Below are 23506 nucleotides of genomic sequence, written 5' to 3'. Positions count from 1 at the left end.
CTTAACCGGGTCGTCGCGAACGGGCCAGCCATCGCTCCCGTATCGCGGCCGTGCAATGCGAACCTTGCTGACGGGTTGCTATTGCTACTTAGTCGCTACGTTTGGGGTGGCGCGCTTATCGGGCTGCTCGTTGCAATCATGTTAGTTTCGCCGGCCAGCGCCCAGACAGCCGCGCCGGTGCAAGCGGCATGGCGGCTGCTTGATTACGTCGCGGTGGATTATCCCGAAGCGGTCAAAGGCGGCCAGATCGCAAGCCCGACCGAATTTGCCGAGATGACGGAGTTCTCCGCCTCAGCGCGCGAGCGGATCTCCGGCCTGGCGTCCTCGTCATCCAAAGCCGATCTGATGCGCCGGGCGACGGCGCTGGAGCGGCTGATCGCCGCCAAGGCCCCGGCCGATGCGGTGGGAACGGCAGCGCGCACCCTCGCGGCGGACCTCATCGCCGCCTATCCTGTGCCGCTCGCCCCGGCCGTCGCGCCCGATTTCGCACGCGGGCAAGCGCTGTTCAACCAGACCTGCGCAAGCTGCCACGGCATGACCGGGGACGGGAAGGGGCCGAAGTCGGTCGGCCTCGATCCCCCACCGATCGCATTCATCGACAAGGCACGCGCCCGTGAGCGCAGCACGTTCGCATTCTATCAGGTGCTGGAACAGGGCATCGACGGCACCAGCATGGTGAGTTTCGCCGATCGTCCGCCACAGGATCGATGGGATCTCGCGCTCTATGCCGGCACTTTTGCTTTCCCTGCGAGCAAGGTCGCGGAAGGTGAGCGCATCTGGAAAAGCGACGCTGCCCTCCGCAGTCGGATCAACATGGAAAAGCTGGTCGGCATGACGCCGGCCGCGCTTGCCACTGATATCGGCGAGGCGCGGGCCGATGCCGTGATCGCCTATCTGCGCCGCAACCCGTCCGTGGTGGTGCCACAGGTCGCCGGCACGCTGATGCTTGCCCGGACCCGTCTCAATGAAGCCGTCACCGCCTATGCAAAGGGCGACCGCAAGGGTGCGACCAACTTTGCGCTGTTCGCCTATCTCGACGGGTTCGAGCCGGTCGAGCCGATGCTGTCGGCACGCGACAACGCGCTGATGGTGCGGATCGAAGGGGCGATGGGCGCGCTGCGTGCTGCGATCGCCAAAGGCGCGCCGCCCACGACGGTGCGCGAACAGGCACGCGCGCTCGATGCGCTGTTCGGCGAGGCCGAAACTGTGATCGCGCCTGAGCAGGCGTCCGGCGCATCGAGCTTCTTCGGTGCTTTCACCATCCTGTTGCGCGAGGGGTTGGAGGCGCTGCTGATCGTCGTCGCGATGCTTGCCTTCCTGCGTAAGGCGGAACGCCGCGACGTGATGCCCTATGTGCATGGTGGCTGGGTCGCGGCGCTGGTCGCTGGTGCCGCGACGTGGGCGGTCGCCACCTATGCCGTAGAAATCAGCGGCGCGAGCCGCGAACTGACCGAAGGGTTCGGCTCGGTGTTCGCCGCGCTGGTGCTGCTGTGGGTCGGCATCTGGATGCACGGCAAGAGCAACGCCGATGCGTGGCAGCGCTACATCCGCGAGAAGCTGACCACCGCGCTCAATGCGCGGTCGGCGTGGTTCCTGTTTGGCCTGTCGTTCATCGTCGTCTACCGCGAGGTGTTCGAGACGATCCTGTTCTACGCCGCGATCTGGACGCAAGGAAACGGCGGTGCCGTCCTGGCGGGTGCTGGATCGGCCATCGCGATCCTCGCCGTCATCGCCTGGGTGATGATGCGCTACAGCCGCACGCTGCCGATCGGAAAGTTCTTCGCCTACAGTTCGGCGCTCATGGCGCTGCTGGCGGTGGTGCTGATCGGCAAGGGCGTCTCGGCGCTACAGGAGGCCGGCTATCTGCCGGTCAATCCACTGGGCGGGTTCCCCCGCATCGAGATCCTTGGCCTCTATCCGACGACGGAAGGGATCGCCGCGCAGGCGGTGATGATCGCGCTGCTGGCGCTCGGCTTCGGCCTCAACCGGCGTACCGCCAACAAGGGAGCGAAAGCATGAACCCCGCGACGCTGCGCGATCGTCTCGAAGGCGGACAGATCGCCATCTACTTCGCCGCTGTTGTCCTCGGGGCGATTATCGCTCTCATCGTGCCGGGGACGGCATCGTGGGAAGCCGCGATCAATCCGGCGTTGGCGTTGATGCTGTTCGTCACCTTCCTGCAAGTCCCGCTCGCGGAGCTTGGCCGCGCGTTCGGCAAGGTGCGTTTCCTTAGCGCGCTGGTCGCGACCAACTTTATCGTCGTGCCGCTGCTGGTGGCGGTGCTGATCCCGTTCGCGCCGGCCGATCCGATGGTGCGGCTCGGCATCCTGCTCGTGCTGTTGTGCCCGTGCATCGATTACGTCGTCACCTTCGCGCACCTGGGCCGCGCCGATGCGAAGCTTCTGCTCGCCTCGACGCCGATCCTGCTCGTCGCCCAGATGCTGCTCCTGCCGCTCTATCTACGCCTGTTCCTCGGCGCGGACGCTTCGCGGCTCGTCCAGCCCGGTCCGTTCCTGCACGCCTTCCTGTGGCTGATCGTGATCCCGCTCGCACTGGCGATCGTGGTCCAGCTCTGGGCGCGACGCGGTGGAGCCGGCGAGCGTGCATCGACCCTGCTTGGCCTGCTTGGCCTGCTGCCGGTGCCGGCGACGGCGCTGGTGCTGCTGATCGTAATCGCCGCAGTGATGCCGCAGCTCGGACAGGCGCTGCCGGCCGCGCTCGGCGTGATGCCGATCTATATCGCCTTCGCCATCGCCGCCCCGCTGCTGGGCTGGGCGGTGTCGCGGATCGCGAAGCTGGACGCGGAATCGGGGCGTGCTTTGGCGTTCAGCGCCGCGACCCGCAACTCGCTGGTAGTGTTGCCGCTGGCGCTGGCAGTGCGGGGCGCGGTGCCCTTGCTGCCGGCGATCATTGTTGCGCAAACGCTGGTCGAACTGGTCGCCGAACTGGTGTTCATCCGCGCGCTGCCCCGCCTCGGGTCGGCTACGCCAGTCGTGGCCTGACGGTCGCTCCCACATAGACAGGGGAGGGTCGCATAGCGGCATCCCGAAAGGCCGCTACCGTTGCGAACCATCCCTGCCGCGATCCGGGGCTTGCCCTGGTCGATGCTTATTGCCCTGCTCGCCATCACGGCGATGGGTCTGGCGACACTCTACTCCGCTGCTCGCGGCCAAATCTGGCCGTGGGCGGGCAATCAGGCGATCCGCTTCTGCGTGCTGTTCGTCGGCATGGTCGCGCTGTCATTCGTGCCTGTCTTGGCTTGGAAGCGTAACGCCTACAGCTTCTATGCGATCACGCTCGGCCTGCTGGTCGTCGTGGAGCTGGTCGGCAAGATCGGCATGGGGGCGCAGCGCTGGATCGATCTCGGCGTCATTCGCCTGCAACCGTCCGAGTTCATGAAGATCGCCGCGGTGCTGGCGCTGGCGCGTTTCTACGACAGCGTGCCGGCAGGTTTCGTCAGTCGTCCGGGCGTATTGGCTACTGCTGCGGCAATCGTCGGGGTTCCCGCCGCCTTTGTCCTGCTACAACCCGACCTCGGCACCGCGACCATGATCTCGCTGGCGGGCATCACAGTGATCTTTCTTGCCGGTACAGCGATCCGCTGGTTCCTGGGGGCCGGTGCGATCGTCGCGGCCCTGCTGCCGGTCGCGTGGCATGGGCTGCATGATTATCAGCGCAACCGAATACTCATCTTTATAAACCCGGAAAGCGATCCGCTTGGCACTGACTACCATATCAGCCAGTCCAAGATCGCAATCGGATCGGGCGGGCTGTTCGGCAAAGGGTTCCTCCAAGGCACGCAAAGCCACCTGCAATACCTGCCCGAACCGCATACCGACTTCGTGCTGGCGACGATGATGGAGAAGTGTGGCATGGCTGGCGGCGTGGGCGTACTGATCGCCTACGGCGTCATCATCCGCTGGGCGCTGCGCCGTGGGTCGGAGGGTCAAACCCGCTTCACCCGCCTGACTGCTGCCGGCCTGGCATTCACCCTTTCGCTCTATGTCGGCATCAACGTCGCGATGGTGATGGGGCTGGCACCGGTGGTCGGAATTCCACTGCCCCTGCTGTCCTATGGCGGCTCGGCCATGATGACCGTGCTGACGCTCCTCGGTATCCTAATGGCGATCCATCGGCAGGAAACGGATGGACGTCGATCGGATCAAAGCCAATTTTGCTAAGCCTGCAACAGGCTGGCTTCGTGCCGATACGATCTTCCCGCAAAGGCACCTGGCACGAGAACGGCAGGCAACAGCGACTAGCTCGTGTCTGCATTCAGGGATTCCGTTTGATGTGAAGTTCTGATTCAAGGCTGGCGGAAGGAGCCAGCGGTGAGCAGACGGACACTGACGGATGAGCAATGGGCGCGGATCGAAGGTCACCTTCCCGGACGCAGGGGGATGCCCGGCCGGAGTGGAATGGATAACCGGCTGTTCGTGGACGCGATCCTGTGGATGGCGGGAAACGCAGCACGCTGGCGGGATCTGCCGGAGGTGTTCGGCAAATGGTCAGGGGTTCATGCGCGGTTCCGGCGCTGGTCGCACGCAGGGATATGGGAGAGGCTTTTCCATAGCATGGCCGACACGCCGGACTTCGAATACGTCCTGATCGACAGCACCATCTCGAAAGTCCACGCCGATGCGAGCGGCGCAAAAGAGCCTGTGCTGAGCATGTCGAAGCAGGGGCTGAAGCTGCCGCGATCGGTCGCTCCCGTGGCGGGCTGACGACCAAATTGCATGCAGCCGTCGATGCCATCGGTCTGCCGATCCGCATTCATCCCACGCCGGGGCAACATGGCGACGCCCCGCAAGCCAGGAACCTCCTGGCCGGTTTACAGGGCGTCGGGCACGTCATCGCCGATGCCGCCTACGACGCCGACCCGCTACGCGCCTTCATCGTCGATGATCTCGGCGCGACCGCGCAGATCAAGGCAAACCCCAGCCGCACCAAGAAACCGTCAATCGACTGGCGGCTCTACAAGGAGCGGCATCAGGTCGAATGCTTCTTCAACAAGCTCAAACGCTTCCGCCGCATCGCCCTGCGCTGCGAGAAAACCATCACTGCCTTCATGGGCTTCGTACATCTCGCCTGTGCCATGATCTGGCTACGATGAATGCAGACACAACCTAGAGCTGTATCGCCCCGCACCTAGTCGCGCCAACGGCACCGCCGTGATCGTCGCGCTAGGTGGTGGCTTCGTAGCCCTCGGCTACACTTTTGGTGGCACGGACGTGGCGCGGGCATTGCCGATCGCGGCATCACCGCCTTCGTGTTGAAGTACCGGACGATCCGGAGCGGCGACGGGCCGATGCGGATGCCGGATGTCCATATGAAAGAAATGGGTATCGTCATGTCGCGGACGGAGACGGGCAGACCGGTGGAGATGCCGCGCTTCGCCGGCGAGCCTCATGCGATCGAGGACGGCGCGCGAGCCATGGCGATCGTCCGGCAGCGCGCACGCGAGTGGGGCATCGATCCTCACAAGGTTGGCGTGATTGGATTTTCAGCGGGCGCGTATCTTGCGGCCGATCTGGCAATCGGCGCCAAAGCGTTGCGGCCTGACTTTGTAGGCCTGATCTATGGCGGGCTGCGCACGCCGGTCTCGAGAGATGCGCCTCCGGCATTCATCGCCGGCGCGGCCGATGACGAATATCTGCGAAACGATCCCGTGCTGCTCTACACTGCATGGCGGCAGGCAGGAGCTTCGGCCGAGCTGCATTTGTACGAACGAGGTGGCCACGGGTTCGATCTGCACGCGAAAGGTACGACGAGCGACCACTGGTTCGACGAGCTTGTCTGGTGGTTGCAATTCCACGGTCTCGTTAAAACCGCAGCGAAATAGCCAGACCGTAGCGTTCGGCTATGGCGATTGCCCAAAGGCATTGATCGGGATACATCGGCGCCGCTGATTTGCTTTTGAAGCAGGCTGGCATGATCGCGTCGGTGTCCTGAGAGGGACTTAATAGGGAACGCGGTGAGGGTGGTTCGCCGCCTGAATCCGAGGCTGTCCCTGCAACTGTAAGCGGCGAGCGCGATGCACATCGCTTCTTCCTTCGCAGGAAGGGGCAGCCACTGGGCCGGACATTACGTCATAAAGGCTTGGGAAGGCCGTGCATCGTGTGATAACCCGCGAGCCAGGAGACCTGCCGGCGTCTGGTCGCTCTTGCCTGGCCCAGGGGGTGGCCGCGGCACGGTACTCCGTCGAGCGACGACGTGTGCGGTGGGGACCGCACGGGCATGCGTGCCGGTCGCGATGGCGTCCGGCTGGCGCGGATGCCGGCCGTTCGCGGGAGGTCCCTGCCGGGTTCGCTCGACGCCCCGGGGATTACCGTAATGCCATTCCTATTGTCTCGCCTCGCGGTCGCGGGGGCTTTCCTGTCGCCTGTGTTCGCAGCACCGCTCGGCGCTCAGTCGTTGCCTGCCTCCGACAATGAGGATATTCTGGTCGTCGGCCAGCAGGCGCGCGACACGCTCACCACGCCGAACGCGACCGGCAGCCGCCTTAGCCTCACGCCGCTAGAGACCCCCGCGACGATCTCGGTCATCGATGGCGCCACAATCCGCGCACGCGGCGACCTGTCGGTGATCGACGCGACGAGCCGCGCACCGGGCATCAGCAACGCGGGCAACCCCGGCAATGGCGGCACCGCGCTCGCCGCGCGGGGCTTCAGCGGTCAGGGATCCGTGGTCCAGCTCATCGACGGCGTACGGCTGTTCCCGGCGGCGGGCACGATAACCTTTCCGACCGATCCGTGGATGGTCGAGCGGATCGACATCCTGAGCGGTCCGGCCTCGGTGCTCTACGGCCAGGGCGCGCTGGGCGGCGCGGTCAATGTCCTGATGCGCAAACCCCATACGCAGCGGACGCAGGTGGAAGGCGAGATCGGCTATGGTTCGCAGGACAGCTTCCATGTTGCGGCGGGCGCAGGCGGGCCAATCACCGAGCGCCTCTCGTACCGCATCGACGGCAGCTATCGTCGGTCCGACGGCTATGTCGATCGTGGCCAGTCGCGCAGCCATGCCGTCTCGGGCACGCTGCGCTGGGCACCGACCGACACGCTCGTCGTCACCGCGCGCGACGATTACGGCGACCAGAAGCCGATGCGCTATTTCGGCACGCCGCTGATCGAGGGACGGCTCGACGACCGCATCCGGGACCGCAACTACAACACACGCGACGGCTTTATCCGCTACCGCGACAACCGTACCAGCCTGCAGGTCGACTGGACGCCGAGCGATGCCGTCACCGTCAGCAACCAGGCCTATCGTCTCACCTCCAAACGCTCCTGGCTCAATCTTGAAAGCTATTGCTGGATCGCCGCGGACGGCGTCTGCGCCAACGGCAGTGGCAACACCGGCACACCGGGCAGCATCCTGCGTACCGACATGACCGGCATCGTCCACGACCAGACGCAGTGGGGCGATCAGGGCAGCGTGACGATCCGGACAGGCATCACCGATGGCGTCAGCAACGACCTTGTGATGGGCTTCGACGTCAACCTCATCAAACTCACCTACTCCCACAACTTCGGTTCGGATTCCCAGGTTTCGGAGGTCGATCCTTTAGCGTTCAATCCCGGTCTGATCGTCGATACGCAGGGGATCGCACCGCGCTATCGTACGCGCACCAACGAATATGCGGTCTTCGCCGAGGACCGGCTGAAGCTCGGCACGCACGTCTCGATCGTCGGTGGCGTGCGCTACGAGCGCGACAAGATTCGCCGCTGGTCGATCGACTATCCAGGCGGCGCAAGCACCGAGACGTTCGCGCTCGACAAGCGGCTGCATAACGTGACCTGGCGGGTCGGGAGCGTCTATCAGCCGATCCCGACGGTGTCGCTCTATGCGCAATATGCCACCGGCGTAGACCCGCTGGGGACGCTGACCACCTATTCGACCGGGCAGGTGCAGTTCAGCAACGCTGTCGGCGACCAAGTCGAGGTCGGCGGCAAGGCTGTGTTCCTTGACGGTCGCGGCACCGCCACCCTCGCCGCCTACCGCATCGTCAAGAAACGCTTGCTGGCACAGTTGACCCCGACGAGCCCGGTCGAGCAGGTCGGCCAACGATCGGCCAAGGGTATTGAGGCTGCGGTGTCGCTCGATCTGCCTTACGGCGTCGGGATCGATGCAAACGGCAGCGTGCTCGACGCGCGGTTCGACGACTTCACCTCGGGCGGCACCAGCTTCGACGGCAACATCCCGCCCGACGTGCCCGAAACGCTGGCCAATCTCTGGCTGCGCTGGAACGCCACGCGTGCGCTCCAGACGCGCGCCGGGCTGCGCTACGTCGGGCGCCGCTATTCGGACAACGCCAATGCGTTCCGCGTCCCCAGCTACACCGTGGTCGATGCCACGCTTTCCTATGCGGTGACGCCACGCCTCGCGGTCAATATCCACGGCTACAACCTTTTTGACCGGGACTACGCGCTAAGCACGTACAACAATCAGCAGTGGGTCCTTGGCCGTCCCCGCTCGGTTGACGTTTCACTTCGTGCCAGCTTTTAACGCCCTCAGGCGGCTGGTGCTTGGCAAGACTGCCCTCCGCTGGCTGTACCTCGTTCATCGCTGGATCGGCATCGCCAGCTGCCTGTTCTTCGCCATGTGGTTTCTGTCCGGGCTGGTGATGTTCTACGTGCCCTATCCGTCCCTCTCGCCAGCCGAGAAGCTGGCTGGGAGCGAGGCGATCGACTGGGCAGCAGTGAACGTGCCGCCCCCGCTAGACGGCGGACGGCTACCGCAGGAGCTGTTGCTCGAGATGCGCGACGGCGCGCCTGTTTGGCGCGTGACCGGGTGGGATGGAACGCATACCACTTTCGCAGCCAGTCGCGGTACCGTCCTGCGACCCGTCGATGCTCTTTACGCCGGTCGGGTCGCTGGCCGCTTTGCAAACGCACCGACGAAGCACGTAGAACGGCTGACCCGGGATCAGTGGACGGTTGCTGGCGGCTTCGATCGGCACCGTCCCCTTTGGAAGGTTGCGCTTGCCGACGCGTCCGGCACGGAGGCCTATGTGTCCTCGAATACGGGCGCCGTCGTTCAAGTGACCACTCGTCGCGAGCGGTTCTGGAATTGGCTCGGCTCGGTGCCGCACTGGCTCTATCCGACGGCTCTAAGACAGGATCAAACGGCTTGGCGTCAGGTCGTGCTATGGGTGTCTGGTCCCTGCATCGCCGCGGCGGTCGCGGGAATGTGGATCGGCATCCTGCGGACCCGCATCGGCGCACGGCGCTTCAAAGGCGGACGAATGACGCCCTACGACGGCTGGATGCTGTGGCATCATGTCGCGGGGCTGATGGGTGGTGCCTTCCTTGTCGCCTGGATCTTCAGCGGGTGGTTGTCGGTCGACCCCGGCCATCTGTTTCGCGGGACGAAGCCAGACGAGGCGGCGATGCGTAGATATCAGGCGTCCGATCCGATACCGGGCCTGGCACTCGACCGGCTCGGCATATCAGGCGAGGGTGCGGTTGTAGCGGCGTTGACTGACCATGCGAGAACTCCGCTCATCCTGCTGACCTATCACGACGGGCGGCGAGTAGTGTTGAATGCGGCAACACTCGCGCCATCCCAAGCTACAGAGGTGGCCATCGTGAGGGCCGTACGTCATCTGGAGCGCCCTGCGCCGCTACTCTCGGTCGATCGCCTGACGGCGCCCGATGCCTATTGGTATGCGGTTGGGATGCTACCGCGTCTGCCAGTGTTGCAGCTGCGTTTCGCCGATCCGGCACAGACTTGGTTCTATATCGATCCCGCTACCGGGGAAGTTCTCCGGACGGTCGATGAACGACAGAGGGCGTACCGCTGGGTATTCGACCTCCTCCACAAATGGGATCTGAACACGCTGACGCTGCACCGCCCGGCCTGGGATGGTCTGATCTGGCTGTTCTCGATCGCCGGTGTGGTGACATCGATAAGCGGCATTTGGCTAGGATGGCAAAGGCTCGCACGATGAACCGCGGGAACCCCCGTGTAGCGTGCAGGCGGGAGGTGTCTGCTGCGTAGGTGACCCTGCACGCATAGGCTCGACGACGGGGCATCGACTGTCAAAAGCTGAGGCCCATCCGGACAAACATCGTTCGTCCACCAAAGCCAAATGGCGAAACTGCGTTATAGGGTTGGGTCCCGGCATTGTCGGCCCCGTTGGTCCCGGCCGCAACCGAAGCCGTGCTCGACGCGATGTTTTCGTCCGGGTAAACGTCGAACACGTTCTGGGCGCCTGCGCTTAAGCGGAGCAGGCGTGTCGCCTGCCACGAAACCTCGATGTCTGTCAGCACGTCAGCGCCGAAGCGCTGGATGATGTCAGAGTTCGCGCTGGTCGCGGATACTGGCACGAAGGTGACGTCATAACCCGGCGTGAGTGCCGCGATCTGGGCTGGGGTACGGTTGGTCAGCGCCACGGTCGATACCTCGCCGTAGCGCGTGTTTGTCAGCGAGATTGCTAACGGTCCGCGCGAGTAGTTAAGGTCAAGCGTTACCTTGGTTCGCGGCAGGCTGTCCGAGAAGCGCAGCTGTTGCGTCACGTCAAACAGGGGGGTGGTGATACCAAGCGCGGCGAGCGGCGCAGGTGTCCCTGCAATACGATCGAAGACGGTCTTGTTGTAATTACCGGCGAGCGTTCCGCTGAACATTCCGTCCGCGATGCGGGTCCGATAGTTGACGACTAGGTCCACCCCCCGGGTTTTCGTATCGACGGCATTAGTCAGGTAGGACAGAGCGCTGAAATTGCCCTGGCCATTGACCGCAAGGAAGCTGGTCAGCCGCGTGTCCTGGAAGGTGGAAGAGATCGCAATGCGGTCGCGGACCTTGATCTGATAGGCATCGAGCGTTGCCGAGAAGCTACCAGCTTCGAGGACGACACCCGCCGAAACGTTGCGCGACTGCTCAGGCTTGAGGTCGGTAGCCCCGGCTAGGCGCGCTGCCGGACTGTCGACGGACGCCACCCGCACGATCGCCTGCTGGCCGCTCAGGATCAGCGTATTGGAGGCGTTATAACCCGATTGCGCGAGCGCAGGCGCCCGGAAGCCTGTGTTGTACGATGCACGGGCTGCCAACCCGCCAAACAAGCCGAGCCGTCCGGCCACCTTGAAATTCGTCGTGCTCCCGAAGTCGCTGTAGTTTTCGTGCCGCACGGTACCCTGCAGGAGCAGCCGATCGAACAATGTCTTCTCTGCATCGCCGTATACCGCCCAGCTGCGACGGCTAAGAGAGGCACGATCATCGGCACTGTTGCTAGGACCCGGCTGCGCACCGATGATCGCCGGCCGTCCGGCATTCGGCCCATCGAGGATCGGCACACCGCCGTTCAGATACCCTGCGGATGCCCCGGAAAACAGGCGATAGGTTTCCTCACGATATTCGAGGCCTGCAGCAACTTTGAGCGGTTCGGCGTCACTCAGCGATATCTCGCGTGTCACATCGAGATTATTCGTCCACTGGTAGAAATCGGAGCGTAGCCGGTTGAACCGCCGCGGCGTCGATGCCCCGTAAGAGACGTTGACGCTATTGTCGTAATTTAGGTCCTGCGTGTTGAGGCCGTAGACCGTCGATAGGTCCCAGCCAAATCCCGCAAGATTGTCACCGCGCAGTCCAATCGCTGTCGACAAATTCTCGATCTTGGAATCAAGGATGGGCCGATACCCGTCCGGGTTGATGCTGCGTATGGTCTCGTCCTGACCAGCGCGACGGAAAAAATACTCGATGTCGCCATCGAGGCGGTTGTACCCACCAAACGCATAGAGCTCGACATTCTCTGAGGCTGGGGCGACGAAGTTGTAGAACAGCTGTGCGTTCGTATTAGGCTGATCTCCGAAGCGGAACACGTTGCGATCGATCGTCGCCTCGCGCGGGTCGAGCGTGCCGTTCGACGGCGTCAGGCCGGTGCCCGAGCCGTAGTTGCCTGAGATTGCGGTGGGCCTTCCCGCAGCGTTCGTCCCGAAATACTGCTGCCGGGTATCTGGCCGGGACCTGTCCGTTCCTTCATGCTGCTGGAACGACGCAGTCAACCGGAACACACCGTCCTTGCTCACGCGAATACCCGACGAAACACTGGCCTCGCCGTAAGCACCATCCCCTTTGGTCGTGATACCACCAGTGACCTGCGCACTTGTTCCGACCGAGCGGTCGAGGATGAGATTGATGACGCCTGAAATCGCATCCGACCCATACTGCGCAGACGCGCCATCGCGCAGCACCTCCGCGCGCGATAGTGCGAAAGAGGGAATGGCGTTGAAATCGACCGAGACATCGCCTCGCCCAATGCCATTGCTGGAATTAAGATCGCTCGCGGTGTGACGTCGCTTGCCGTTAACCAGCACCAGAACCTCACCCGGTCCAAGACCGCGCAGCGATGGCGGCACCAGGTAATCGCCAACGCCAGATCCCAACGGCCGAGGCGTGTTGAAGCTTGGTACCTCGACCTTGAGCTGCTGGATAAGATCGACCCGACCGCTCTGCTGAAGTTGGTCTCTTCCGATTGAGTCGACTGGCGTCGATGACTGTGTCGACGTCCGTCCGCCAAACCGGCTACCAGTGACGATGATCGCCTCGCCTTCGGTCTCGACCGAGGGATCACGTTCCTGCGCCAGGGCGGGCATCGACGCAGCGGCCGAAAGCAGCAATGCTGCACGACATACACGAGAATTCACGCTAAACCCCTTGTCACGTAATGTTATCTTGTATCCTGATGGGCTTTGACCCGGGGATCGATGAGGGTCAAGCTGGAGGCGCTGAGTTGAACGGACGAAGAGCATTCATGAAGATGGTTGGTGGCACCGCTGCAGGAGCCTCGCTCACCGAAGCGCTGTCAGCACCCGAAAGTGCAGTAAATGATGTACCGGCGCGCTACGACGTTGATTGCCGCTTCACCAATTTCGACGCTGCTTATTATGGCGCGATGAAGCGGACAGTCGCTGCGACGTATCGTTGTCATGGCGAGTGGGTAAACCGTAACAATGCGCTGTTTTACGTAGCGCCCTGCCAGGGCCGTCCCGAGACGAGCGTTTGCATCAGTCCACCGACAGCGTTGCCAGCCTCATTGGAGCTCATACAGATGAGGTCGCGTTATGCGGCGGAGGGACGGAAGCGCTCTACGGCCTCATCGTCAATTAACGGCTCCTGAAGGCCGGTGAGGCGATCATTACTGCCCACGTCGATTACGAGGAGATGCAGCACGCCATGGCGTATCTCGCATCATCCCGCGACGCGCAACATGTCCGTATCGCCATCCCGGAGCCCTCGACGACAGCCAACATCCTTGCAGCCTACGAGAAAGCCTTGCGCGAAACACCGCAGGCGCGACTGTTGCTCCTGACGCATGTGTCGAACCGCAGTGGGCTCGTCCTGCCAATCCGCGAGATTGCGGCGATGGCCCGGAAACGGAACGTCGATGGTATCCTCGACAGCGCACAGTCTGTCGGTTTGCTGCCTGTCGCCGTGGACAACCTTGGTATCGATTTCATGGGGTTCAGCCTGCACAAATGGGTGGCTGCCCCACTCGGCACCGGTGCGCTGTACATCCGCCGCGGACGCCTGAGCGACATCACGCCGTGGCTGGGAAATCATATCCACAAGGATGACGATATTCGCGCTCGTGTGCCGACCGGCACCGTCGACTCGCAGCACGGCTAACCATACCCGCCGCTATCAGCGAGCATCGTTCATTAGAGCAGGCGCGCAAGCTGGAAATCCTGGCGGCCAAACGCGAACACTGGACGAGCGGCGTTCGTAGCCTATCTGGGGTGCAACTGGTTCATTCCGAAGAACTAGATCTGTGTGCTGTCATCGATGCCTTTAGACTACCCGGTCAAAAAAGTTGGGATCAGGCGCGCGCTGCGCAGCAGAGTTTCCTTGCAAAGCATCAATTTCTCGTCGTCGCTAAAAAGGGGCTGGCATCCGGGCCAGTGCTGCGGGTGACGCCCGCCTTATTCAATACGAGCAGCGAACTTGATCGACTGGTGGATGCTATTTGGGCAGAACCCGCTATGTTTACCTGACTACAAGGCGAAAACACGATCGGCCGCCAAGGCGCGCAAGTGAACAGTGACCGTCGCCGGTGACCTCGCTCCACCAGCAGCTACTGATGCTGGACGCGCACCTCGATGCGGCCATTCATTTCAGGCACCCCAGCTACGAATGGCGTAGACAGCAAGATTTCGCAGGTTTCGAACGAATGGATTTCACGCCAAGAAAGGATCGCTTGCATGAGTATTGCCGCAGGTAGCGTTCCAGCGCAGGTGTGACGAAAACACAAGATAGTTGCCAATCGGGGTTGGCGACGGCGTTTTGCGACATCGGGATGATACCGGCCGAAAACACCTGTCTGTCGTACAGTCATGATTGAAACTGGCTTTCCCAACCATCTGACCGCTGAATGGCGATAATGGAAAGGAAAGCCGCCATTCTGACCTTGAACATATTTATAAATAACCGGACATGCGCCTGGTAGTTTTAACTCGTAATTATTGGATTTTTTTATCGATGTGCAATTACCATCGAATATAGAAGGTGTGTTTAGCCAAAGCCGATGGTCGCTTACAAGGCTCTGCAAGTCAGCCGTGTTGAAGATCAGCTTTACACTGCTACACCGGCCCTCCGTTCTTGAGTTGTAAAGCGTGTACGAGTGTCCAATCCTGGTCATTTGCATATGGATCAGCAAAGTAGCCGGGTCGGCCATTCACGGTGGTTGGATAAATGAAGGCGGCCGATGCTCGTCCATCTGCGGTGAACAGGCTGAGATTGTTGCGCAACGTCTTACGAGCCATCGGCTGCCAGCGGCGATCTCCGGTGGCCCGCCCTTGCATGTCCCAGGCGAGGGCATTGAGACTGCTCCAATAGTGAGGAAAGGTATCACCCCACATTTTCGCCTTGCCGAACCAATAACCGTCCCAGTGTCGGATCGAGATGCCGTTCAGATGGTGATCGGGTTGTTGACCGTCAAACAGCTCAAGAAGTTCGATGTGTGGCTGCGCACCGCGGAGCCACTTCACATTGCCCGTCGCCTGATGAAGTTCGAGCAGGATGATAGCGGCCGGCGCCACAATCGACTGTTCGTAATTCACTTCAGAGGCAGGATATTGGGTACCTCGCTGCATCAGTCGGTCACCGTGCTGCACGAACAAGGCAGATATACGAGCATGCTCTGCCATCATTCCGGCAGCGTTCAGCGCCTGCAACCCTTCGGCTACCGGCAAGCCGATTGGATAGAATTCTACGCCGCCTTCGCGATAGAAACTTTCGACGGTGGCCGCAAAGCGGCGCAATGGCGCTGCGTCTTGTGTCAGGCCTGACATTGCGAGGTGCAATTGCATGACCCATGGCCAGTTATAGAGGCGCTTTCGCGGCTGATCCGCATCGTCGAATACATATCCGTCTTCACGCTGCAGATGGGAACAGACGAAGCTATAGTAACGGTCGAGCGAGTGCCGAATCTCGACATTTGGTGATTTGGTTTCTGCCAGCCATTTGGCAAGTAATACACCCATACCGACCCGCTCCCGGCCGCTGTTGCGGTCGCTGGCCCGTTCCCATCTGGCAGGCACATCCGCTTCGTTGTCGAAGACGATGTAGGCTCCGTCCCAAGGATCGCCGGCTTTGTGCCATTGTTGGCGCTGAGCGATGAATTCAACCCGGGCGGCAACGGTGGTGCGCAGATCCGGAACGGTATTGAGGACTGCTCGAGTAGCCAGACCGCTGCCATACCGAAGCGTGGCGATATGCTCACCAACTTCTCCTGCTGCGACATTTGCCTGCCATCCCTTGGACGTTCGTCGTAGCGGAACGGATATGTCGCCTATCTTCAGCGCTGGGGAACTGCCCAGCTGTCCTTGGAAGGTCAGCGTGGACGTCTCGCCTGGAAAACTGGTCCAGTCCGACGCATCGATGCGGACCATCTGCTGCGAACGGCGGAGCGCTTGGGCAAAGAAATCCTGCCAGCCCTTGTGCCAGAACATCGTCCAGCTGACGGTCGCGCTTTGTCCTGGCTGGAGCGTGTCGATTGCCGGGTGGACTAGGATCGTTCCGCGTGTGTTGGACAGCGTCACCTGATCGCGATCCTCGATGCTATAGCCATCCAACGCGCCCTGGGTAACAACCAAGCCGAGGTGCGGCGCCCGACCGCCCATCCGCAGCATTGCGATCCACGACGATGAGCCACCGGTCCAGATGTGGGCATGCGCGCGGTTCTCCAGCACGTCTGTGGCACTAGTGTAATGGTCATTGCACGGCATATAGATTGCAAGCGATGCCTTACCGCGCTCCCGCATCGAAATAGGCTTATTACCAGTGTTTCGGAAAATATAGCTTTCTTCAAGCGCATCGCCGACCAGTTTCCGATCGACTTCTACCAACAGCGATCCAAGCTGATAGCTGATTACAACGCCAGTGTTGCCGATCTGACGGATCGAGGTTGGTTCACCCCATCGTCCACGATGAAGTTGACCTGCACCAAGATCAGCAAAGCCAAGGCCCCACAATGAGCTGCGCGGCTGCCAAGGAGCATTCTGTGGCCCGCCGACCCAGCTCATAGCGGCAGTGTCGGTAGGGTTGATGATCGAGATCAGTGCACCCGTGTTACGATCGATCGAAATCCGGAAAACTGAGCTTTCCAAAAGAAGCCCATCTTTCGGCTGCTCTTCAGCACCTTGAGCGGATGCTGGCAGTACGGCACTTGCCGCCAAAGCTCCACTGACAAGTCCTGACAGCGCACTTCTTCTATCTAACATATGGCCATGCCCTCACTATGTGAGCGGGGTAGCGGTTTACTTCGGCTGCGGAAAGGCTTGCGGTGCTCCCATTGTCGTTTCTGAAGCCCTTGCCGATGCCCAGATGCACTGCATTGGGCGAAATTAGCCCGGCTGCGTGAGCGCCTACCGCCCGCAACGCCCTGCCGGAAAAGACATGATTGACGACAGCGGCGAATCCGCCGAACGGGTCGCCAACTCGTGCCACATCAAATATACGACAAACGCTGCCGGATTGATCTGCTGTGCGGCAACCCCGCTTCAAGGGTTTTCCGTCACCCTTGAACCTGAGGCGGACAGGTGCCATTTTTCTGAAACTCGATCACAATGGGAAAGCCTAGGCTGCCTCTCTGACCATTCCTAATCAGAGCCTAAACGGGAATTATGGCCCGCCGATACCATATGGCCATATGCACGGCATTGATGTCAGCACACATGGCTGCTGCGCAGCTTGGCCTAGCCTGCCTGGTGATATTAGCGGTAGGGGTCGTGTAGCCCAATCCCACCGTGGTCTTCCAATCGGTGGTGGAAGGTAAGCCAATGATATGGCTTGGAATTAATTATCGGTTGGGCTCTCAGGAAAGGCAGCCACCCCGCGCAAAGTCGGCTATCATCTACCGCCTCCCCGAAAGCGGCCCTTCCGTTAACGCCCACAAGCAGCCATTCCGTTCGCGAGGTCGCTGTGCCAACAGGCATGATGCTGTTCCAACCCCGCCTCGCTGTGCTCAGCGACCTGCCGTCCGTCGAGGACATCGTATGGCGCGCCTATTCCCCCTATGTTGAACGCTTAGGCCGTAAGCCCGGACCAATGACGGATGACTATAGCGCCTTAATTGGATCGAGCCGCGTGCATGTGGTCGACCGCGACGGGAGCGTTCAGGCGATCCTCGTGCTTATTCCCGAAGATCACGCCATGCTGCTGGACAACATAGCGGTTGCGCCTTCGGCTCAAAGACGGGGTTTGGGTCGCAAGCTAATCGAATACGCCGATAAGATCGCAAGAGAACGTGGCTACCGGTCCATCACGCTTTATACGAACGAGGTCATGACAGAAAACATCGATCTGTACGCCCAGATCGGGTATCTTGAAACGCACCGAGGCGAGGAAGCTGGTCTAAAGCGCGTCTATATGGCCAAAACCTTGGGCTGATCACCAATACTCGCGGCAGCCACTATGTCTGATGCCACCAACCCGCGACCTTCGCAGGGGATAAGCGGGGCTGGAAACCGTTAGTCTCGGGGAGCCTATTTGCGGACATTCGCAGCATCCGGCAACTTGGAGGCTTAACCTCTGCCTTGAGGGTACTCGGATGACAATGCTTTATATCTTCTCAGGCAGCGATAGATGTTTCGCGACCACAGCCGAAGTAGACGGGGCAAATCTGCCTCCAGCTCATACACCTTGTAGGCTAACGTCTACGGTCCGCGCCGATGACCCACGACTTGAGCTTGGGATGGGCAAAGGCACGCTCGCAGATATTCGTACTCACGGCTATTCTCTGAGAAAAATAATTGTCACCTTCGAGCCTTCCACGACCATGCCAGAAGCGATAGCGGCTCGATCTGATGTTGGCTCACCACCAAACATGGCCATTTAGCGATGTTCTCGCCGGTTAGCGAATAGCCATCCGATCGCACCTACAGCGATGAAAGCAGCAGCGATCGACACGATGATAGCGAGCTTATCAGGCCGCTGCTCCGCAACGCCCCGCACCACAACACTGCCGAAAATAGAAGCAGTCCACGTCGTAGCCAGGTTGAACGTGACACCATCATAGTGCCATCGGCGTCGACAAATGTCTCGTCAAGACGGACGTCTGCTCTCCACCACTTTCGGCCATTGGTTGTCGTCGATCCGGCGCCTTAATTCCCGATCGTTTGTGCGACACCCTTGGCCATCCCGGTCGCTGTTGATGAGCAGCCGGATCAGGCATCAGCTTCGCTCCGGCGCGGCAGCTTCCGGGAACACCTCACCTGGACTATGACAGGTGACATGGCGCACGAACTCGACGACATCGCCGCACAGATGGAATGCCCGGTTTGCGGGCGTACCTTGAACGTGCAGTACAAGACGCTGCGTCTTGAGAGAACCATCGAATGCCCGGGCTGCGGAGAGACGATCCGACCCATCGATGATACCCCGATCGGTCGCGTCCAGAAGCTCATCGACGACGACGGCGACTAGGCTGCACCTTTTGCCGGTAACGGCAGCCGATCACTCGCCGTCACAGCCCCTTCCCGCATAGGGTTACGCGAAGCCCTCGGCAGCGTGATTACGGAACGCTTCTTCGTCGCGGACATAGGCGCTGAGCATTTCGATCGACTTGTGCCGGCTGTGTTCCTTCATCTTGAACAGGGTGGCGCCGGTCCTGCCCGCCTCGGTGAGGAAGCCGGCGCGAAGGGAATGGCCGGCAAAAAGTGCCGGGTCGTAGCCCACCGCTGCAGCGCGCTTCTTCATCACCAGCGCCACCGACTGCTCGCTGAGCGCGGTGTCCGTGACCCGTCCATGCGGCGTCAGCCGGCGAAACACCCTCCCCTCACTGATCCCGGCCGCCTCCACCCAGGCGCGGTAATGGCGCACCGGTTCGATCCGCCGCCCCTCCAGAATGGCGACCGACTGCCCTGCCCCGCCCTGGTCGCCCTTGGAGAACGGGATCGTCACTGTCAGTCCGCGCGGATGCGGGGCGATGTCCTTGACCCGGATCCGGACCAGCTCGGAACGGTGGAATGCGCCCATCATCCCCATCGTCAGCAGCGCGCGATCGCGTAGCTCAACATAGTGTCGCCGGTGATCCCGCGGATGATGTCGCGCAGCACGTCGGCGTCGGCACGGCGCTTATTGCCGGGCTTGTTCGCGCGCTTGGCGTTGCGGATCCCGCGCATCATCGTGGTGAGGGTGGCGGCGCCGGTCTGCGTGGTGGGCGGCTCGAGCCCGGCTGCGCGGTGGACGAACACGATCGCGGCCAGCCGGCGCTCGATCGACGCCTTGGACAGTGGCCGCCCCGCCGAGAAGGTCGTGCCGATCTCGGCGATCTCGGCGAGGTGAGCGCCGGTCACTTCCGGCGTCGCCGACAGCGGCCGGTAGCCACGCGCCGCGCACCACGCCATGAACAGCCGTCAGTCCGATCGGTAGGCGCGTATGGTCGACGCGGCCGAGGCGCGCGCGACATACGCCTGCACCCGCGCGTCATCCTCCGCGGTGATGCCGGTCAGCAGCGGTTGTTCCGCACCGATCGCGGCTGCGATCAGCGCGAGGGCCGTGCCCCCTGCCCCATCCTCTTCTTCCGCGTTGCTGGTCATTGGTCGTCGTCGAGACGGACAGGCTCGCGAATGCTCAGCCGGTAAGGCTTGCCATCACCGCGCGGGAAGTGTGCCAGCACGAGATCGGCCGGACCCACGCCAATGTCGGCGTCGCCAGATTCGGTGACGACCTCGATCGCGGCGTCGATCGCATCGCGCAGCTCGCTAAGCGAGGTGACCGGCCAGCGACGGATCCCATGGCCGGTTTCGCCGCGCATCGCTGCTTCAAGCAACCGTTCGATGGCCTTTTCCATACCGGGCCGGGTCCGCTCAGTCGCGGTCGGGGCCGGTGAAGTTCGAAGCCGTGGACGGTCGCGCTTACGGACAGCCGACGGCAGCGGCCCGTTGGCGTCGTCAGCGATGATTTCCCCCTCGGTCATGCTCGGATCAGCCCTTTCTCGCGCATCGGTGCGTTACCGTTTCGTGGTAGCATGAATATACCACCATGATGTGTGCTACACTGGTATCGTTTAGCTCATCGCTATTACATTGAACTCTGTATCATTTTGGGAAGAATGCTATATATCCGCTATTTGAGGGATAGATGGAATGATAACAGATGCTACCATCTCCGTCCTTCATCTCAACGCAGGTGAGGAAGGAGAGAGCCATGAACGATCATCCGCTGATCACTCGACTACAATATGGCTGCCGACTTGATGACAGAGAACGTCAGGCGTTACGGGACTTATGTACAGACGTTCGCGACGTCGCCCGCGGCGTCAATATCGTTCGCGATGGCGAAAAGGCCGATCATGTTAACCTGATCATGTCAGGATGGGCAGCTCGCTATAAGGTGCTGCCAGACGGTGCACGGCAGATAACCGCGCTATTATTGCCTGGTGACCTTTGCGATCTTCGTTGTACCATGCTGGCGCGGATAGATCAGGGGATCACAGCGCTGACGCCAACGCGCGTGGCCTATATCGTGCCGCAGGCTATCAACCAGCTGGAACATACGTCGGCACAGATCGGACATGCGATGGCGTGGTGCTCGCTGGTCGAACATGCAACATTGCGTGCGTGGATCGTCAACATGGGACGTCGTCGGGCAGTAGAACGTGTCGCGCACCTGTTAAGCGAACTGGCCGAGCGAATGGCGATGGTCGCACCAAACGGTATGGCATCGCACTTCGTCCCGCTGACGCAGGAAGAGATAGCGGATGCGCTGGGATTGACGCCGGTACATGTTAACCGGGTAGCGCAGGAGCTGCGTGGGCAAGCGGTCATCTCATCAAAACGGGGTGGGTTCACGATTCTTGATCTTCCCGCTCTGCAGGCCATGGGTGGGTTCAACGGAGGTTATCTTAACCCGCACATGATACCTGCTGCTGCTTGATCCCAACTGTAGCTGGATCGCAGTACAACATTGCATCACTTCACTACGGCTTTGTCCCGGAGCCGATGCAAAATATTCCCCGAGATAATACGGCAGGATAGATGGGCATGATGCTGATCTGGCCGCGGCCGCTGCACTATTATCTTCCCCCCTCAGGCAAAGCCCTCAGCGGCATGGTTGCGAAACGCCTCCTGGTCACGAACATATTCGCTGAGCATCTCGAGCGACTTGTGCCGGCTATGCTCCTTCATCTTGAACAGGTTGGCGCCCTGTCGCCCCGCCTCGGTCAGGAAGCCGGCGCGCAGACTATGCCCGGCAAAAAGTGCCGGGTCATAACCCGCTGCGGCCGCGCGCGCCTTGACGACGAGTGCCACGGTTTGCGGACTGATGCCATGCGCCGTCAGACGGCCATGCGGGGTCAGGCGTCGGAACACAGGACCGCTACTGATGGCTGCGGCCTCAAGCCAGGCACGGTAATGACGGACCGGCTCCATGCGGCGGCCATCGAGGATGGCAACCGATTGCCCCCTGCCCTCCTGATCGCCTTTCGATACCGGGATATGGATGATCAGCCCCCGCGGATCCTCCACGACATGCCCAACCTCGATCGCCACCAGCTCAGAGCGCCGGAACGCGCCCATCATGCCAAGACTGAGCAGCGCGCGATCACGGTGATCCTGCAGACTATCACCCGTGATGGTTCGCACCATGTCACGCAGCACATCACCGTCGGCCGGATGCTTTTTGGCAGGGCGCTCGCCACGTTTGGTGTTGCGGATACCGCGCATCGCCTTTTCAAGAGCCGCGGCACCTTCCTGCGTGGTTGGCGGATCAACCTGGGCGGCACGGTGGGCGAATACGATCGCTGCCAGACGCCGCCCGATCGACGCCTTCGACAGGGAGCGGCCGCTGGAGTGCACACTGCCGGTCGAGGCAAGTTCGGTTAGGAACGCCGCAGTGACGGCAGGGGTCGCCGGCAGGGCGCGATAGCCACGGGTTTCGCACCAGGTACAAAACAGCCGCCAATCGGAGCGATAGGCCTGGAGGGTCGCGCTCGCCGATGCGCGGGTGATGAAGTCGTCCACCCGCGACTGATCGTCACGGCTGAGATCGGGTAACCAGGGCCGCAGCGCCTGATCATCTGACAGTGTCAGACCTTGTTCGATCATGCGACCGTCCAGTGTGTCACCGTCACTCACTGTGCAGACGACCCTAACCGGACCACGCGCTCTCGAATGTCACATCGCCGCATAATGACCTTTCGTCCCGTCATGGCCTCTGTCCGCATTTGCCTGTCCGATCGTACCGTCTTTGACGACGCTTTTAGCGATGCATCTAGCTAGCAGGAATCAGGCTTATCGCTAGTAACTATTGTGGCTGATCGCGGCAATCTCGTCGTACGTACTGATACTCGCCTATTATCTAGTTTTATGGTACATCTGGAATTCGATGCCACTCCATGCTAGCGATGCCATATGACGATTCAAGTCAATATCACACCGAATGGCCGCATGAGCCTGCCGGTTGGCATTCGTAAACGTTTGGGGCTTGAAGAGGGCGGTGCGGTCCTTGTCGAAGAGACGCCTGATGGGGTCATCCTGCGCACGGTGGAGCAGGCAGTGGCCAAGGCACAAGCCATTGCCAAGCGCTACGCCCAGCAGCCCGGTGCGTCCGTCGATGACTTTCTGGCAGCGCGGCATGAGGACAGCGGCGAATGACGCATGTCGTGCTTGATGCCTCGGCAGTCCTCGCACTGTTGAAAGGCGAGCGTGGGGCCAGCAAGGTCGCCGGGGTGATCGCGGACGCTTCGGTCTGCGCGATCAATCAGGCCGAGGTCATCAGCCACTTCGTCCATCTCGGCGCGCCGATCGACGAAGTCCGCGCCATGCTGGGTACCCTCCCCTATGCGGTCGTCGCGGCCGACGATGCCCTGGCATGGGAAGCTGGTGGCCTGCGATCGGTTACCGCATCCGCCGGGCTGTCATTGGGCGATCGGTTCTGCCTCGCGCTGGCGAAACGGCTTGGTGTGGCCGCCTATACCGCCGACAAGGCGTGGCGGGATATCGCCGGCGATGTCGGCGCCAAGGTCGTGATCATCCGCTGACGGCAATTCGTGTTCGACACCTCATCAGGC

20 protein-coding genes, 1 pseudogene and 1 riboswitch are annotated in these 23506 nt (G+C 61.5%); of the genes and pseudogenes, 14 read left to right on the top strand and 7 right to left on the bottom strand.

The annotated features are described in order from the left end of the window. Positions 1-138 precede the first annotated feature (138 nt). The 7 genes and pseudogenes from IFT82_RS08505 (at position 139) to IFT82_RS08475 (ending at position 9949) form a co-directional block, all read left to right on the top strand. Positions 139-2019 carry an FTR1 family protein gene (locus IFT82_RS08505; protein ID WP_244646608.1) on the top strand — a complete coding sequence of 627 codons (1881 nt, stop codon included), beginning with the start codon at positions 139-141 and terminating at the stop codon, positions 2017-2019. After that, positions 2016-3002 carry an arsenic resistance protein gene (locus tag IFT82_RS08500; RefSeq protein WP_192125879.1) on the top strand — a complete coding sequence of 329 codons (987 nt, stop codon included), beginning with the start codon at positions 2016-2018 and terminating at the stop codon, positions 3000-3002. The genes IFT82_RS08505 and IFT82_RS08500 overlap by 4 nt, the downstream gene beginning before the upstream one ends. A 102-nt stretch (positions 3003-3104) precedes the next feature. Further along, on the top strand, positions 3105-4181 hold the full coding sequence (rodA, locus tag IFT82_RS08495; protein ID WP_192126048.1) for a rod shape-determining protein RodA: 1077 nt from the start codon (positions 3105-3107) through the stop codon (positions 4179-4181). 150 nt (positions 4182-4331) lie between these two features. Continuing rightward, positions 4332-5113 (top strand): annotated as a pseudogene (locus IFT82_RS08490) (IS5 family transposase). Positions 5114-5269: 156 nt separating this feature from the next. Next, complete coding sequence (locus IFT82_RS08485) at positions 5270-5842, top strand: alpha/beta hydrolase fold domain-containing protein (RefSeq protein ID WP_207105758.1); 573 nt, start codon at positions 5270-5272, stop codon at positions 5840-5842. Positions 5843-5924: 82 nt separating this feature from the next. Next, a riboswitch (cobalamin riboswitch) is annotated at positions 5925-6165 on the top strand. Positions 6166-6333: 168 nt separating this feature from the next. Beyond that, positions 6334-8505 (top strand): TonB-dependent receptor, encoded by a 2172-nt coding sequence (locus IFT82_RS08480; protein ID WP_192125878.1) that lies wholly within the window; start codon positions 6334-6336, stop codon positions 8503-8505. Next, positions 8477-9949 (top strand): PepSY domain-containing protein, encoded by a 1473-nt coding sequence (locus tag IFT82_RS08475; protein WP_244646607.1) that lies wholly within the window; start codon positions 8477-8479, stop codon positions 9947-9949. Before IFT82_RS08480 ends, IFT82_RS08475 begins: the two co-directional genes overlap by 29 nt. A 91-nt stretch (positions 9950-10040) precedes the next feature. Here IFT82_RS08475 and IFT82_RS08470 read toward each other — a convergent pair whose 3' ends face one another. Further along, positions 10041-12590 carry a TonB-dependent receptor plug domain-containing protein gene (locus IFT82_RS08470; protein ID WP_192125877.1) on the bottom strand — a complete coding sequence of 850 codons (2550 nt, stop codon included), beginning with the start codon at positions 12588-12590 and terminating at the stop codon, positions 10041-10043. Between the two features lie 580 nt (positions 12591-13170). Here IFT82_RS08470 and IFT82_RS08465 point away from each other — a divergent pair. Next, complete coding sequence (locus IFT82_RS08465; protein WP_244646606.1) at positions 13171-13623, top strand: aminotransferase class V-fold PLP-dependent enzyme; 453 nt, start codon at positions 13171-13173, stop codon at positions 13621-13623. Positions 13624-13733: 110 nt separating this feature from the next. Beyond that, the gene (locus tag IFT82_RS08460) at positions 13734-13988 is read left to right on the top strand and encodes a hypothetical protein (RefSeq protein WP_192125876.1); all 255 of its coding nucleotides are present in this window, start codon (positions 13734-13736) and stop codon (positions 13986-13988) included. Between the two features lie 585 nt (positions 13989-14573). On the opposite strand, the gene IFT82_RS08455 is transcribed toward IFT82_RS08460, so the two are convergent. Further along, complete coding sequence (locus tag IFT82_RS08455; RefSeq protein WP_192125875.1) at positions 14574-16670, bottom strand: hypothetical protein; 2097 nt, start codon at positions 16668-16670, stop codon at positions 14574-14576. A gap of 757 nt (positions 16671-17427) precedes the next feature. Between IFT82_RS08455 and IFT82_RS08450 the strand changes: the two genes are divergently transcribed. After that, a complete protein-coding gene (locus IFT82_RS08450; protein WP_199860396.1) occupies positions 17428-17883 on the top strand; it encodes a GNAT family N-acetyltransferase in 456 nt (151 codons plus the stop codon). Positions 17884-18624: 741 nt separating this feature from the next. Beyond that, positions 18625-18918: a transposase gene (locus IFT82_RS08445; protein ID WP_244646605.1), complete on the top strand. Its 294-nt coding sequence runs from the start codon at positions 18625-18627 to the stop codon at positions 18916-18918. A gap of 63 nt (positions 18919-18981) precedes the next feature. Here the strand turns inward: IFT82_RS08445 and IFT82_RS20820 are convergent, their stop codons facing one another. The 4 genes from IFT82_RS20820 to IFT82_RS08435 are packed head-to-tail and all read right to left on the bottom strand — an operon-like array spanning position 18982 to position 20413. Next, the gene (locus tag IFT82_RS20820; protein ID WP_244646604.1) at positions 18982-19473 is read right to left on the bottom strand and encodes a site-specific integrase; all 492 of its coding nucleotides are present in this window, start codon (positions 19471-19473) and stop codon (positions 18982-18984) included. 8 nt (positions 19474-19481) lie between these two features. Beyond that, on the bottom strand, positions 19482-19841 hold the full coding sequence (locus tag IFT82_RS20815; RefSeq protein WP_244646603.1) for a hypothetical protein: 360 nt from the start codon (positions 19839-19841) through the stop codon (positions 19482-19484). A gap of 9 nt (positions 19842-19850) precedes the next feature. Continuing rightward, positions 19851-20033 carry a hypothetical protein gene (locus IFT82_RS20810; RefSeq protein ID WP_244646602.1) on the bottom strand — a complete coding sequence of 61 codons (183 nt, stop codon included), beginning with the start codon at positions 20031-20033 and terminating at the stop codon, positions 19851-19853. Beyond that, positions 20030-20413, bottom strand: coding sequence for a hypothetical protein (locus tag IFT82_RS08435; RefSeq protein ID WP_192125874.1), 384 nt, complete (start codon positions 20411-20413; stop codon positions 20030-20032). The genes IFT82_RS20810 and IFT82_RS08435 overlap by 4 nt, the downstream gene beginning before the upstream one ends. A gap of 230 nt (positions 20414-20643) precedes the next feature. Here IFT82_RS08435 and IFT82_RS08430 point away from each other — a divergent pair, with 230 nt between their 5' ends. Continuing rightward, the gene (locus IFT82_RS08430; protein ID WP_192125873.1) at positions 20644-21372 is read left to right on the top strand and encodes a Crp/Fnr family transcriptional regulator; all 729 of its coding nucleotides are present in this window, start codon (positions 20644-20646) and stop codon (positions 21370-21372) included. A 152-nt stretch (positions 21373-21524) separates the two neighbouring features. Here IFT82_RS08430 and IFT82_RS08425 read toward each other — a convergent pair whose 3' ends face one another. Then, the gene (locus tag IFT82_RS08425; RefSeq protein WP_192125872.1) at positions 21525-22541 is read right to left on the bottom strand and encodes a site-specific integrase; all 1017 of its coding nucleotides are present in this window, start codon (positions 22539-22541) and stop codon (positions 21525-21527) included. Positions 22542-22847: 306 nt separating this feature from the next. Here IFT82_RS08425 and IFT82_RS08420 point away from each other — a divergent pair, with 306 nt between their 5' ends. Continuing rightward, positions 22848-23090: an AbrB/MazE/SpoVT family DNA-binding domain-containing protein gene (locus IFT82_RS08420; protein ID WP_192125871.1), complete on the top strand. Its 243-nt coding sequence runs from the start codon at positions 22848-22850 to the stop codon at positions 23088-23090. Next, positions 23087-23476, top strand: a complete 390-nt coding sequence (locus tag IFT82_RS08415; RefSeq protein ID WP_192125870.1) for a type II toxin-antitoxin system VapC family toxin — start codon at positions 23087-23089, stop codon at positions 23474-23476. Before IFT82_RS08420 ends, IFT82_RS08415 begins: the two co-directional genes overlap by 4 nt. Positions 23477-23506 lie beyond the last annotated feature (30 nt).

The organism is Sphingomonas sp. CFBP 8760, from assembly GCF_014841615.1.
In the GTDB taxonomy this organism is placed as follows: domain Bacteria; phylum Pseudomonadota; class Alphaproteobacteria; order Sphingomonadales; family Sphingomonadaceae; genus Sphingomonas.
This window is presented reverse-complemented; position numbering and strand designations above follow the sequence as displayed.